The sequence below is a fragment of the Streptomyces cahuitamycinicus genome (genome assembly GCF_002891435.1).
Lineage (GTDB): Bacteria > Actinomycetota > Actinomycetes > Streptomycetales > Streptomycetaceae > Streptomyces > Streptomyces cahuitamycinicus.
The window spans coordinates 1-13,621 of record NZ_POUC01000208.1; the positions used below are offsets into that span (position 1 = coordinate 1).

The 13,621-nt window shown below is 72.1% G+C and carries 13 protein-coding genes; 9 read left to right on the top strand and 4 right to left on the bottom strand.

The window, feature by feature from the left end:
* The 5 genes from C1J00_RS25140 to C1J00_RS25160 form a co-directional block, all read left to right on the top strand.
* Window positions 1-240 (top strand): acyl-CoA carboxylase biotin carboxyl carrier protein subunit (locus C1J00_RS25140; RefSeq protein WP_146046253.1); only part of this gene is annotated, 240 nt, incomplete at its 5' end.
* Between the two features lie 56 nt (window positions 241-296).
* Window positions 297-1,418, top strand: a complete 1,122-nt coding sequence (locus C1J00_RS25145; RefSeq protein WP_102911324.1) for an acyl-CoA dehydrogenase family protein — start codon at window positions 297-299, stop codon at window positions 1,416-1,418.
* Between the two features lie 38 nt (window positions 1,419-1,456).
* Entirely contained in the window at window positions 1,457-3,025 is a 1,569-nt protein-coding gene (locus C1J00_RS25150) for a 4-coumarate--CoA ligase family protein (RefSeq protein WP_102911325.1), read from the top strand.
* Window positions 3,022-3,795, top strand: coding sequence for an enoyl-CoA hydratase family protein (locus C1J00_RS25155; RefSeq protein WP_102911326.1), 774 nt, complete (start codon window positions 3,022-3,024; stop codon window positions 3,793-3,795). Before C1J00_RS25150 ends, C1J00_RS25155 begins: the two co-directional genes overlap by 4 nt.
* Window positions 3,783-4,403 carry a TetR/AcrR family transcriptional regulator gene (locus C1J00_RS25160; protein ID WP_102911327.1) on the top strand — a complete coding sequence of 207 codons (621 nt, stop codon included), beginning with the start codon at window positions 3,783-3,785 and terminating at the stop codon, window positions 4,401-4,403. The genes C1J00_RS25155 and C1J00_RS25160 overlap by 13 nt, the downstream gene beginning before the upstream one ends.
* An 87-nt stretch (window positions 4,404-4,490) precedes the next feature.
* On the opposite strand, the gene pdxH is transcribed toward C1J00_RS25160, so the two are convergent.
* Window positions 4,491-5,159: a pyridoxamine 5'-phosphate oxidase gene (gene pdxH, locus C1J00_RS25165; RefSeq protein ID WP_102911328.1), complete on the bottom strand. Its 669-nt coding sequence runs from the start codon at window positions 5,157-5,159 to the stop codon at window positions 4,491-4,493.
* 285 nt (window positions 5,160-5,444) lie between these two features.
* Here pdxH and C1J00_RS25170 point away from each other — a divergent pair, with 285 nt between their 5' ends.
* On the top strand, window positions 5,445-6,545 hold the full coding sequence (locus C1J00_RS25170; RefSeq protein WP_102911329.1) for a citrate synthase 2: 1,101 nt from the start codon (window positions 5,445-5,447) through the stop codon (window positions 6,543-6,545).
* Between the two features lie 51 nt (window positions 6,546-6,596).
* On the opposite strand, the gene C1J00_RS25175 is transcribed toward C1J00_RS25170, so the two are convergent.
* Window positions 6,597-7,073 (bottom strand): HIT family protein, encoded by a 477-nt coding sequence (locus C1J00_RS25175; RefSeq protein WP_102911330.1) that lies wholly within the window; start codon window positions 7,071-7,073, stop codon window positions 6,597-6,599.
* A gap of 409 nt (window positions 7,074-7,482) precedes the next feature.
* Between C1J00_RS25175 and C1J00_RS25180 the strand changes: the two genes are divergently transcribed.
* Window positions 7,483-8,940, top strand: coding sequence for a PAS domain-containing protein (locus tag C1J00_RS25180; RefSeq protein WP_102911331.1), 1,458 nt, complete (start codon window positions 7,483-7,485; stop codon window positions 8,938-8,940).
* 24 nt (window positions 8,941-8,964) lie between these two features.
* On the opposite strand, the gene C1J00_RS25185 is transcribed toward C1J00_RS25180, so the two are convergent.
* Window positions 8,965-9,720, bottom strand: coding sequence for an SIS domain-containing protein (locus C1J00_RS25185; RefSeq protein WP_102911332.1), 756 nt, complete (start codon window positions 9,718-9,720; stop codon window positions 8,965-8,967).
* Between the two features lie 273 nt (window positions 9,721-9,993).
* On the opposite strand from C1J00_RS25185, the gene C1J00_RS25190 reads away from it, so the two are divergent.
* Together C1J00_RS25190 and C1J00_RS25195 are read left to right on the top strand one after the other, a co-directional pair.
* Complete coding sequence (locus C1J00_RS25190; protein WP_010035781.1) at window positions 9,994-10,686, top strand: iron-dependent transcriptional repressor DtxR; 693 nt, start codon at window positions 9,994-9,996, stop codon at window positions 10,684-10,686.
* Window positions 10,687-11,294: 608 nt separating this feature from the next.
* The gene (locus C1J00_RS25195) at window positions 11,295-12,212 is read left to right on the top strand and encodes an alpha/beta fold hydrolase (protein WP_102911333.1); all 918 of its coding nucleotides are present in this window, start codon (window positions 11,295-11,297) and stop codon (window positions 12,210-12,212) included.
* Window positions 12,213-12,232: 20 nt separating this feature from the next.
* Here C1J00_RS25195 and C1J00_RS25200 read toward each other — a convergent pair.
* Window positions 12,233-13,621, bottom strand: a 1,389-nt coding sequence (locus C1J00_RS25200; RefSeq protein WP_102911334.1) for a transporter, incomplete at its 5' end; no start/stop codon positions are given.

The following is a 13,621-nucleotide window of genomic DNA, read 5'->3' on the forward strand; positions in this document are numbered from 1 at the left end:
GCCCAGCACGCCCCCGGCTCCCTCCTGGCGCCCATGCCGGGCACGGTCGTCCGAGTCGCCGAAGGCCTCACGGCAGGAACACCGGTGAAGGCGGGCGAACCCCTGCTCTGGCTGGAGGCGATGAAGATGCAGCACAAGGTCACCGCACCGGTGACGGGAACGCTGACCGACCTGCGCGTCGCACCGGGGCAACAGGTCGAGCCGGGCGCGCTCCTGGCCGTGGTGAAGGAAGCCCCGTAAGGGGCGCGGGGAACTGCGCGACAAGCCACGTACGACCCGCACCCGAAAGGACACCCATGGACACCGAAGATCACAAGGCCCTGCGAGAAGCCGTAGCCGCACTCGGCAAACGCCACGGCCCCGGAGGTGACACCGCCCAACTCTGGTCAGAGGCAGGCAAACTCGGCTACCTGGGCGTCAACCTGCCGGAGGCATACGGCGGCGGAGGCGGCGGCATCTCCGAACTCTCCATCGTCCTCGAAGAACTCGGCGCAGCCGGCTGCCCCCTCCTCATGCTGGTCGTATCACCGGCGATCTGCGGCACCGTCATAGCCCGCTTCGGCACGGAAACCCAAAAACAGCAGTGGCTCCCGGCCCTGGCCGACGGCACCCGCCTCATGGCCTTCGGCATCACCGAACCCGACGCCGGCTCCAACAGCCACCGCATCACCACCACGGCACGAAAAGACGGCACCGACTGGCTCCTCACCGGCCGCAAGGTCTTCATCTCCGGTGTCGACATCGCGGACGCGACCCTCATCGTCGGCCGCACCGAGGACGCCCGCACCGGCCGCCTCAAGCCCTGCCTTTTTATCGTCCCGCGCGACACCCCCGGCTTCACCCGGCGCCCCATCGACATGGAACTGAACGCCGCGGAGAAACAGTTCGAGCTGACCCTCGACGACGTACGGCTGCCCGCCGACGCCCTGGTCGGCGACGAGGACGCAGGCCTGCTCCAGCTCTTCGCCGGCCTCAACCCCGAACGCATCATGACCGCCGCCTTCGCGATCGGCATGGGCCGCCACGCCCTCGCGAAGGCCATCGACTACGCCCGCGACCGCACCGTCTGGGACACACCCATCGGTGCCCACCAGGCCATCGCCCACCCCCTCGCCCAGGCGCACATCGACCTCGAACTCGCCCGCCTGATGATGCAGAAGGCCGCCGCCCTCTACGACGCCGGCGACGACACCGGCGCCGGAGAGGCCGCCAACATGGCCAAGTACGCCGCCGGGGAGGCCTGCGTGAAGGCGGTCGACCAGGCCGTGCACACCCTCGGCGGCAACGGCCTCACCCGCGAGTACGGCCTGGCCCGGCTGATAACGGCCGCGCGCGTGGCTCGTATTGCCCCGGTGAGCCGGGAGATGATTCTCAACTACGTCTCCCACCAGACCCTGGGCCTGCCCAAGTCGTACTGAGCACCCTGAGACGGCCCGCGCGCGAGGAGGAACCCGCCATGTTCCGCAGCGAGTACGCAGACGTCCCGCCCGTCGAACTGCCCATCCACGACGCCGTCCTGGCCCGGGCCGCCGAGTTCGGCGACATCCCGGCGCTGATCGACGGCACGGACGGCACCACCATCTCGTACGAGCAGGTGGACCGGTTCCACCGGCGCGTCGCCGCCGCCCTCGCCGAGGCCGGTGTCCGCAAGGGCGACGTCCTCGCCCTGCACAGCCCCAACACCATCGCTTTCCCGACCGCCTTCTACGCGGCCACGCGCGCGGGTGCCACCGTCACGACCGTGCATCCGCTCGCCACCGCCGACGAGTTCGCCAAACAACTGCGGGACTGCGCGGCCCGCTGGATCGTCACCGTGTCACCACTGCTGGACATCGCCCGCCGGGCCGCAGAACTCGCGGGCGGCGTACGCGAGATCTTCGTGTGCGACAGCGCGAGCGGCCACCGCTCCCTGATCGACATGCTCGCCTCGGCCGCCCCCGAACCGCACGTCGCCATCGACCCCGCCGAGGACGTCGCGGCCCTGCCGTACTCCTCCGGAACCACCGGCACCCCCAAGGGCGTGATGCTCACGCACCGGCAGATCGCCACCAACCTCGCCCAGCTCCACCCGGCGATCCCCGCGGGCCCGGGCGACCGCGTCCTGGCCGTACTGCCCTTCTTCCACATCTACGGCCTCACCGCCCTGATGAACGCGCCCCTGCGGCAGGGCGCCACCGTCGTCGTCCTGCCCCGCTTCGACCTGGAGCAGTTCCTCGCGGCCGTCCAGAACCACCGCATCACCGCCCTGTACGTGGCCCCGCCGATCGTCCTGGCCCTCGCCAAGCACCCCGCCGTAGCCCAGTACGACCTGTCGTCCCTGCGGTACATCATCAGCGCCGCCGCACCCCTGGACGCCCGTCTCGCCGCCGCCTGCTCCCGGCGCCTCGGCCTGCCGCCCGTCGGCCAGGCCTACGGCATGACGGAACTGTCGCCCGGCACCCACGTCGTCCCCCTCGACGCCATGAGCGACGCCCCGCCCGGAACCGTCGGCAAACTCATCGCCGGCACCGAGATGCGCATCGTCTCCCTCGGCGACCCCGGCAAGGACCTGCCGCCCGGCGAGTCCGGCGAGATCCTCATCCGCGGACCCCAGATCATGAAGGGCTACCTCGGCCGCCCCGACGCCACCACCGCGATGATCGACGCCGACGGCTGGCTGCACACCGGCGACGTGGGGCACGTGGACGGGCAGGGCTGGCTGTTCGTCGTCGACCGCGTCAAGGAACTCATCAAGTACAAGGGCTTCCAGGTCGCCCCCGCCGAGCTGGAGGCCCTGCTCCTCACCCACCCGGGCATCGCCGACGCCGCCGTCATCGGCAGATACGACGACAACGGCAACGAGGCCCCGCACGCCTACGTGGTCCGCCAGCCGTCCGCCGCGGACCTCACCGAGGCGGAGATCATGATGTACGTCGCCGAACACGTCGCCCCCTACAAGCGGATACGCCACGTCACCTTCATCGCCGGCGTCCCCCGCGCGGCATCCGGCAAGATCCTCCGCCGACAGCTCAGGGAGAACGCATGACGCTGATCGCCCGCACCCACGCGCGAGCCGTGGAAACCCTGACCCTCGACTCACCGCACAACCGCAACGCCCTGTCGGCGGCCCTGGTCGGCGAACTGGCCGAGGCGCTCACCCACGCCGCCGAGGACCCGGGCGTCCGCGCGATCGTCCTCACCCACACCGGCAACACGTTCAGCGCGGGCGCCGACCTCAAGGACCCTCCCCCAAGCTCTCGGCTTCGCTCGAGCAGGGGGGACCCCCATCCCTCCGATGCCCTGGTCGCCCTGCTGCGGCAGATCGTCGAACTGCCCAAGCCGGTCGTCGCCCGGGTCACCGGCCACGTCCGCGGCGGCGGCCTCGGCCTCCTGGCCGCCTGCGACATCGCCGCCGCCTCCAGCGCGGCCACCTTCGCCTTCACCGAGGTCCGCATCGGAGTCGCCCCGGCGGTCATCTCCCTCCCGCTCCTGCCCCGCACGAACCCACGCGCACTGGCCCGCCACTACCTCACCGGCGAACGCTTCGACGCGGCGGAGGCGGTCGCAACAGGCCTGCTCACCACCCATGCCGACGACGTCGACGCGGCCCTGGCACCCGTCCTGGACGGTCTGCGCCGCTGTGCCCCCGCCGCCCTGGCCGAGACGAAACGGCTGCTCACGGCTAGGGTGCTGGAAGCCTTCGACCGGGACGCGGACGCCCTGACCGCGCTCTCGGCCCGGCTCTTCTCCTCCCCGCAGGCCCGCGAGGGGATGACGGCCTTCCTCGAACGACGGGATCCGGCATGGGTGGTGTGAGCACGGCCGACCGTGCGGAGAGAGTCCCCAAGCAGGACCGCAGCCGGGCCACCCGGCAGCGGCTCCTCGAAGCCGCCGTGTCCTGCCTCGCCGAACACGGCTGGGCGGGCTCCACCGTCTCCGTCGTCGCCGAACGCGCCGGCGTCTCCCGCGGCGCCGCCCAGCACCACTTCCCGACCCGCGAGGACCTCTTCACGGCGGCCGTCGAATACGTCGCCGAGGAACGCTCCACGGCCCTGCGCGCGCTGTTCCCCGAGGGCGCGGCAGACGACCGTCACGCCGTCGTCGCCGCCCTGGTCGACCTCTACACGGGGCCGCTGTTCCGCGCGGCCCTCCACCTCTGGGTCGCCGCCTCCAACGAGGAGCAGCTCCGGCCCCGCGTCACCGAACTCGAATCCCGCGTCGGCCGCGAAACCCACCGCATAGCCGTCGACCTCCTCGCCGCCGACGAATCCGTCCCCGGCGTCCGTGAAGCGGTCCAGGGCCTCCTCGACATGGCCCGCGGCCTGGGCCTCGCCAACCTCCTCACGGACGACGCGGCCCGCCGGGAACGGGTGGTGACCCAGTGGGCGGGGCTGCTGGAGGAGACGCTGGGCCGAGGGCGATGATGACGCCACGCGGTGCCCGAGCCACCACCTGAGCCCGGCCCCGTCACGACCTGAGCCCGGCCCCGTCACGACCTGAGCCCCGCCCCGTCACGGGCTGAGCCGCTCCACCCGCCAGCTCCCGTCGGCCCGCTCCACGTACCGCAACCGGTCGTGCAGCCGGTTCTCGCGGCCCTGCCAGAACTCCACCGTCTGCGGCGCCACCCGGAAACCGCCCCAGTGCGGAGGCACCGGCACCTGCTCGCCCTCCGGGTAGCGCGCGGCCAGCTCGGCGTACGCGCCGTCGATGTCGGCCCGCGTGGAGATCACCGCGGACTGGGCGCTGGCCCACGCGCCCAGCTGTGAGCCGTGCGGGCGGGTCCGGAAGTACGCCGCGGTCTCGTCCCGGCCGGTGCGCCGGGCGACCCCGCTCACGATGACCTGCCGGGCCATGGGGTGCCATGGGAACAGCAGCGAGACGTACGGGTTCTCCGCCAGGTCACGGGCCTTACGGGAGTCGTAGTTCGTGTAGAAGACGAAGCCCTGCTCGTCGAAGTGCTTCAGCAGCACCGTACGGGAGCTCGTCCGCCCCTCGGCGTCGGCCGTCGAGACGATCATGGCGTTCGGCTCGAACAGCCCGCCGTCCGTCGCGGCCTGCTTGAACCAGCGCGCGAACTGCTCGACGGGGGTGGCGGCGAGCTCGGTCTCGGAGAGCCCCTCGGCCCGGTACTGCTTGCGCATCGAGGCCAGATCGAAGGGGACGTCGTCGCGGTCGGTCACCCGGTCATCTTGCCGTACGGATGGTGTCCTTCGTCACTGCGTGGCACTGAGTGCCGCGAACTCTCCCCAACGGTGGCACTCGGGGATATCGTTTCCGTGCCGTTCCGGTTGGGTGACCGTCGGCCGGACGGGGCATCACAGGGGCAGCCGCCCAGGACCGCGAGTCGCCGTACACGACCGTGGATCCCCCGGACGGCCGCCCGCTGCGCAAGCCGACTGACACATGGTTCGTACGTCCCACCCCACATCACACCATCTGTCACTTCCATCACGAGGAGCCGCCTGATGTCCGACTTCGTACCCGGGCTCGAGGGAGTCGTCGCGTTCGAGACGGAGATCGCCGAACCGGACAAGGAGGGCGGCGCCCTCCGGTACCGGGGCGTCGACATCGAGGACCTCGTCGGCCACGTCTCGTTCGGCAACGTCTGGGGCCTGCTCGTCGACGGCGCCTTCAATCCCGGTCTGCCGCCCGCCGAGCCCTTCCCCATCCCCGTCCACTCCGGCGACATCCGCGTGGACGTCCAGTCCGCCCTGGCCATGCTCGCGCCCGTCTGGGGCCTCAAACCCCTCCTCGACATCGACGCCGAGCAGGCCCGCGCCGACCTGGCACGGGCAGCCGTCATGGCCCTGTCCTACGTCGCCCAGTCCGCCCGCGGCCAGGGCCTGCCGATGGTTCCGCAGCGGGAGATCGACAAGGCGCAGTCCGTCGTCGAACGCTTCATGATCCGCTGGCGGGGCGAGCCGGACCCCAAGCACGTCGCGGCGGTGGACGCGTACTGGACGAGCGCCGCGGAGCACGGCATGAACGCGTCCACGTTCACGGCCCGGGTGATCGCCTCGACGGGCGCCGACGTCGCGGCCGCGCTCTCCGGCGCGGTGGGCGCGATGTCCGGCCCGCTCCACGGCGGCGCCCCCTCCCGCGTCCTCGGCATGATCGAGGAGATCGAACGCACGGGCGACGCGGAGTCCTACGTGAAGAACGCGCTCGACAAGGGCGAACGCCTCATGGGCTTCGGCCACCGCGTCTACCGCGCCGAGGACCCGAGGGCGAGGGTCCTGCGCCGCACGGCCCGCGAACTGGGGGCGCCGCGCTTCGAGGTCGCCGAGGCCCTGGAGAAGGCGGCCCTCGCCGAACTCCACGCCCGCCGCCCCGACCGCGTCCTCGCCACGAACGTCGAGTTCTGGGCGGCCATCGTCCTGGACTTCGCCGAAGTTCCGGCGCACATGTTCACGTCGATGTTCACCTGCGCCCGCACGGCCGGCTGGTCCGCCCACATCCTGGAGCAGAAGCGCACGGGCCGCCTGGTCCGCCCCTCGGCCCGCTACGTGGGCCCGGGCACCCGCGACCCCCACGACATCGAGGGCTACGAGGACATCGCCCACTGACGCATCTCACACACGGCCTCACCCGGCTCCGGGTGAGGCCGCCCGCACGTCTCACCCGCCGAGCCGGTCCAGCTCCTCGCCGATCGCCTCCCGCATCGGTTCGTGCCGCGCCCCGAGCGCGTACCGCTCCTCGCCCCACATCTCCCGCGGGTAGAGCCACACGGGCAGCCGCACGAGCTCCGCGGGCTCCCAGTCGTACCGCGGCCACACATGCGCGTGCAGAAACCCGTCGGCGTTCCCGAGGATCTCCAGATTGACCCGCCGAAACCCAGATCCCACCCGCCGGCAGGCCCGCTCGACGGCTTCTCCCAGCCGGTCCATGCTGTCCAAAAACGCCAGCCGCCCGCTCCGCGGCAGCTCGGACAACCGCTGCACCGCGGGATCATCGGTCAGCAGCACCGAGTAGCCGGGCAGGAACTGCACATCGCCGATCACCGCGAACCCGGCCTCCAGCCGCCGCATCACGGCCGGGTTCGCACCCCGCAGGGCGCTCCCGATCCGGTCGTCGCGCCACGCACCCACTGTCATCGCCCCCGGGAAGCCGCAAAAAACGCAGACGACCCGCGAGTCTGGTTCCTCCTGGGGAGGAGCCGGCCGGACGTACCGGCGACTCGCGGGTCGGGTGACTGCTGGAGATCGGGCCGGCTGCGCGTTTCGTTCACACGCTGGTCCGGCACCGCACTGTGCGTGGTGACGGGCCGCTAGCCCGCAGCCACCTCACGCGTCCGGTTCTCATACATCTGCCGAACCACCTCCTCTCTCGTGTACCTGGAGCCTAGGAAACCGTTCGGCTTCGGATCAACCGCTTTTTTCGGGGAACCGGAGTGGGGGCCTGCCGGGCGGACCGTCTCCGTGGCGTTGACGTGGGGATTGCCGCCGTACAACGATTCCTTCAATGTTGTGGGAATCGGTGTGCGCTGGGTCACGTTCCAGTTGAATGATTGCAAGGAGCGAACCGACGTGCCGTACGTGCGGACGCAGCCTGCAGGGGGTCCAGGTGAGTGCTTCCCGGCGTAGTGGGGCCACCGACGAGCTGGGGCCGGACGAGCCCGAGCGGGAGAGTTCGGATGGTTCGGATCTGCTTGCCGCTTTGCTGGACGGCATGGACGCGGCGCTGTGCGCGTTCGACGCCGACGGGGTCGTGACGCACTGGAACCGTGAGGCCGAACGGATCCTGGGGTGGAGTGCGGACGAGGCCGTGGGGCGGCGTGGGCTGGCCGGGTGGGCTGTGCGCACCGCGGACGCCGAGGAGGTCGAGGGCCGGCTGCTGTCCGTCATGCACGGGCCCGGGCGGCAGGTGCACGAGTTCGCGCTGCTGACGAAGGACGGCGGGCGGGTGCTCGTGCGGACGCAGTCGGCGGCGGTGCACGGGCCCGACGGAAAGCCCGCGGGTGTGTACTGCGCGTTCAGCGAGGTGCACACGCAGATCGATCTGGAGCGGTCGATCGCGCTGAGTGAGGCGCTCTTCGAGGACGCAAGCTGGGGTGTCGTGCTGGTGGATGTGGACCTGCGGCCGGCCGTGGTGAACGCGCACGCGGCCCGCGCGCTGGGCACGGGCCGTACGTCGGTGCTGGGGCGGCCGCTCGGGGAGTTGCTGTCGCACGGCGTCGAGGAGCTGGAGAGCGCGCTGCAGCATGTGCTGGCGGAGGGTGCGCCGCCCGCGCCCGCAGAGGTGTGGGTGAGTGTGCGCGCCAAGGAGGGCGAGAAGCGGCGGTGCTGGCGCAGCGGCTTCCTGCGGCTGGCCTCGCCGCTCGCGGAGGAGCCGGTTCCGCTGGGTGTGGGCTGGTTGTTCCAGGATGTGACGGAGGCCAAGCAGACGGAGCAGGAGGCGTCCCTGCTGCGCTTCCGTACGCAGCAGTTGCACCGCGCTTCGCGGGCCGCCGCCGAGTGTGAGGACCCGGCGGAGGCGGCGACGGTCCACCTGGACTTCGCCCTGGCTGGTTTCGCCGACCACGGGCTGATCGACCGGGTCGCCGGCGGCGCGCTCACCGACGCGGAGGCCGAGGGGCCGGTCCGGCTGGTCCGGGTCGCCGCCACACCGTCCGGGGCGCCCGGCCCGAGCAGGCTGGCCGGCCGCGCGGGCCTGCCCGTGCGCTACGCCGAGGGGCACCCGGCCCTGCAGTGCGTGGAGCGCGTGGGAGCCCTGCGTGCGAGCGCGGGCGCCGCCCCGCCCGAGGCCGCCCGCGAGTGGGCCCTGGCCCGCCAGTGGCCTGCGGACGCGGTCCACGCCCTGTGCGCGGTGCTGCGCAGCCGGGGCCGGACCCTGGGCGTCGTGACGTTCCTGCGGGGCGCCGGCCGCAGTGCCTTCGAGCGGTCCGACGCGATGTACGCGGAGGACGTGGCGGTACGGATCGCTGCGGCGCTGGATCTGGCGGGGCTGTCGGACGAGGAGTGAGGGGGCGCCCGCCCCGGGGCCCGGTCAGTGCCGGTAGAAGATCCGGTCGCGGTACTGCTCCATCACCCGGGCGTTCCAGTCGTGGCCGCCGTCGACGTTCCCGGAGCGCAGCAGGGGCGGCTCGATGCCGCGGTCGGCGAGGGTGGTGGCCGCCGTCGCCATGACGGCCTGGAGGAGGGCCGAGGTGACGACCGTCGAGGCGGGGGCGAAGGGGGCGGGGATGCCGTCGTGGGTCAGTTCCGCGTCGCCGACCGCGATCTTCGAGTCGAGGACGAGGTCGCAGTGGTCTTTCAGGTACGTGCCGGAGGTGTGCCGGGACTTCGTCTGCGCGGCGTAGGTCACCGAGGTCACGCCGATGACCTTGACGCCCAGGGCGCGGGCGTTCATGGCCATCTCGACGGGCAGGGCGTTGCGGCCCGACAGAGAGATGATCAGCAGGGCGTCGCCCTCGCGGAGCGGGGAGCTGTCGAGGACGGCGCCGGCGAGGCCGTCGACGCGTTCCAGGGCGGAGCCGAGGGGCGCGGGCATGACGTCGACGCCGACGGCACCGGGTACGGCGAGCAGGTTCATCAGGGCGAGGCCGCCGGCGCGGTAGACGAGGTCCTGCGCGGCGAGGGAGGAGTGTCCGGCGCCGAAGGCGAAGAGCCGGCCGCCGCCCGCGACGGTGTCGGCGAGGAGCGTCCCGGCCGCGGCGATGCCGTCGGCCTCCTCGTCGCGCAGCCGCCGCAGCAGGCCGATCGCGGCGTCGATGAACTGGCCGGCCGGCGCGCGGTCGCTCATTCGGGGTCCCTTCGGGCTGGCCTCGCGGCTCGTGTCGCGCATACGGTGCGGTCTGGACCAGTGCGGTGTCAATACGGCCGGCCGTCAGGGGCGTGCGCCGGGTGCCGGGAAGCCCTCCGAAGGGAAGTCCGTACCCTTGCGCACGGCCGGGTAATCCCCGGCTTTCCCTCCCGCGGCACGGTTGTCGGTGCTATCCGGCAGAATTGGTTGCAGGGCCAGCGCACGCGCCGGTGAGCCGTCCAGCCTCCGGCAGATCTCATTCGAGGGGCACGTATGTCCGGACTGATCGACACCACGGAGATGTATCTCCGCACCATCCTCGAGCTGGAGGAAGAGGGTGTGGTCCCCATGCGCGCCCGTATCGCCGAGCGGCTGGACCAGAGCGGGCCGACCGTCAGCCAGACCGTGGCGCGCATGGAGCGTGACGGCCTGGTGTCCGTCGCCAGCGACCGGCATCTGGAGCTGACCGACGAGGGCCGTCGGCTGGCCACGCGTGTGATGCGCAAGCACCGCCTCGCCGAGTGTCTGCTCGTCGACGTGATCGGTCTGGAGTGGGAGCAGGTCCACGCCGAGGCGTGCCGCTGGGAGCACGTGATGAGCGAGGCCGTGGAGCGCCGTGTCCTGGAGCTGCTGCGGCACCCGACGGAGTCGCCGTACGGCAATCCGATCCCGGGTCTGGAGGAGCTGGGCGAGAAGGACGGCGCCGATCCGTTCCTGGACGAGGGCATGGTGTCGCTGGCCAGTCTCGACCCGGGTGCCGAGGGCAAGACGGTCGTGGTGCGCCGGATCGGCGAGCCGATCCAGACGGACGCGCAGCTGATGTACACGCTGCGGCGGGCGGGTGTGCAGCCGGGCTCGGTGGTGAGCGTGACGGAGTCGGCGGGCGGGGTGCTGGTGGGCAGCGGCGGCGAGGCGGCCGAGCTGGAGTCGGACGTCGCCTCCCACGTGTTCGTCGCCAAGCCTTGATCCGGCCCGGCCCGGGGCGCCGAGCCCCGAGCCGGTCGGCTGTCTTGGGCCAACTCCCGTTGCGCAGGGGGTTCTTGTGGTGTTGGCGTGATCCGGACCGAATCCGGGATCCAGTCCGTCGAATGGCAGCGCTCGTACGCTTCCCGTGCGACGCTGTCGCGTGAGGCATATGACCTGAGGGGTTCTTGGCCGCGGTTCGACAGCGATGTCACCCGGCCGGGGAGGGGCGGGAGGATGTGCCGTGCAGATGTGGAGAGCCCCGGCGCCGTGTGGCGCCGGGGCCTGTCCTCCCCTGTGCTGACCCGGAGCCCCGAGCTCTCAGGGTCATTCCCCTCGGACCGGTTTCCCCGAGCGGTCCGCCTCCCGCTGGAGATCTCCCCGCGGCGGCGGCGATCAATCCCCGGGGGTGGTCACTCGAACGAGGGGTGTTGCCCGCGAGAACCCCATTCTCGAATGCGCTTTCGATAGTCTGCGGGCGGCGCACGGCACACTTGCACCGACGGGTACGGCAACCAGCACGGCAGAAGGCACAGCAGGCAGAACACGGTTCACAGGACCGGCCGGCTCGGTGAGCCGCGGTCCGCGCGAAGCTTGGGGGGTGCCAGGACATGGCGCGACGCATCGACGTGACCGGGACGGGCGGCGTACGCCTGGCGGCCTGGGAGTTCGGGGACCCGCCCAAGACCGATCCGGCGCAGGACGGGCAGGGGGCGCAGCACGGGCAGGGCGCGCACGACGGGCACACCGTGCCGGAGGGCTCCCCGGGCGTGCTGTTACTGCACGGCCTCATGGGCCGTGCCTCGCACTGGGCGTACACCGCCCGCTGGCTCTCCGCGCGGTACCGCGCGGTCGCCCTCGACCAGCGCGGCCACGGCCGCAGCGACAAACCCCCGCAGGGCTCCTTCACCCGTGACGCCTACGTCGACGACGCCGAGGCCGCTCTGGAGCAGCTCGGTCTCGCCCCGGTCGTCCTGATCGGCCACGCCATGGGCGCGCTGACCGCCTGGCAGCTCGCCGCCCGGCGTCCCGACCTGGTCCGCGGGCTGATCATCTGCGATATGCGGGCCTCCGCGCTCGGCGCCGCCTCGCAGCGCGAGTGGGGCCAGTGGTTCAAGGCCTGGCCGCTGCCCTTCGCCACGCTCGCCGACGTCCGCAAGTGGTTCGGCGAGGACGACCCCTGGGTGGAGCGGCCCAATCCGGCCCGTGGTGAGTTCTACGCCGAGGTGATGGCCGAGTCCCCGGACGGCTGGCGTCCGGTCTTCGAGCCGGAGCAGATGCTCCGCTCCCGCGAGACCTGGGTGTACGACGCGCACTGGGAGGAGCTGGCCCAGGTCCGCTGCCCCGCCCTGGTCGTACGCGGTCTGGACGGCGAGCTGGGCCGCGCCGAGGCGCAGGAGATGGTCCGGGTCCTGCCCCGCGGCCAGTACGCGGAGGTCGCCGACGCCGGCCACCTGGTGCACTACGACCAGCCGGAGGCCTGGCGCGCCGCGATCGAGCCGTTCCTGGACGCGCTGGGCGACCACTGACGCGGTCTCCGCCCGGCGCGTCACCCCTTGCTGACCGCTGCCAGGATCTCCGGCAGCCGCCGGGCCGTCCGCGGAGCGGCCAGTCTCAGTCCCGCCGCCGCGAGCCCCGCCCCGTACGCCGTGCCCACCGGCAGCAGCAGCCACGTCCAGTCGTCGCCGTCGGCGCTCACGTTCAGCCAGATCGTGAGCGCGATGACGGGCGCGCACAGCAGGGCGGCCGCCATCATCCCGCCGAAGATGGAGATCCAGGCGAGCCCGGTCTGCCCGGGGGCGACGTTCTTGTAGCCCTCCTGCGGGATGGAGTAGGGGAAGCGGGCGGACGTCCACGCCCCGGTCGCGAGCATCGCGCCGAGCAGCGCGAAGGACAGCCCCAGCGCCTCGGGCAGCCGCCGCCAGTCGCCGAGCATCGCCGTCGTCAGGACCGTCACGAGCGTGGCGTACGGCAGCGTGATCAGCAGCAGGGCGTACGCCCGGGCGCGCAGCTCGACGTACGCGTCGCGCGTCGAGGAGATCGTCATGGCGACCATCCAGAACGCCGAGGTGTCCTGCCCGAACTGGTTGTACATCTGGATGCCGAGCATCCCGGCGGCGAAGCACGCGAAGTAGACGGACCCGGTGCCCTGCCAGGCGTTGAACACCGGCACGATCAGCCCGATGGCCAGTGATGTCACCCAGGCGGCCTTGGTCTTCGGGTCGCGCCACACGTACCGCAGGCTGCGCTCCATGACCGTGCCCGTACGGCCCGGGGGCAGCAGCCGCCCCAGCCCGGTCGACGACCGTTCCTTGGCGGCCGACTCGGCGCCCGGCAGGGTGGAGCCGTCGGGTGAGGTCATCAGCCGGGTCAGATGCCGCGACCAGAGCGCGAGCAGTGCCACCAGCGCACCCGCGGTCAAGGCCAGTTGCGCGGCGGCGAGACCGTACGAGCCCTCGCCCACCGCGTGCACGGCCCCGATCGCGGAGGCGGGCGGCACCCACCGCAGCACCCCGGCGGCCGGGGCGAGTTCGCCCAGCCCCGACGCCCCGATGCGCTGCGCGCCGAAGTTGACGATCTGCGCCCCGATCGCGATGACGAGCCCGCTGAGCACCGCGAGGTCCCGCCCCTTGCGGCTGGTCAGCAGCCGTACGTTGGCGGCGGCGACGGCCCGCGCGAGCGCCACGCACACCAGCAGCGCCAGGATGACGGCGACGGCACCGACGGCGAACGCCGCCCCGCCGCGTGCCACCGCGATCACGGACCCGACGAGCAGGCACAGAGTGAACAGCGGCCCGATGCCCACCAGGGAGGCCGTGAGCAGGGCCCGCACCAGCGGCCGGGGCCGCAGCGGCAGCATCACCAGCCGGGTCGGGTCGAGGGTCTCGTCACCGCTGGGGAAGAACAGCGGCATCACCGCCCACCCGAGCCCCAGCAC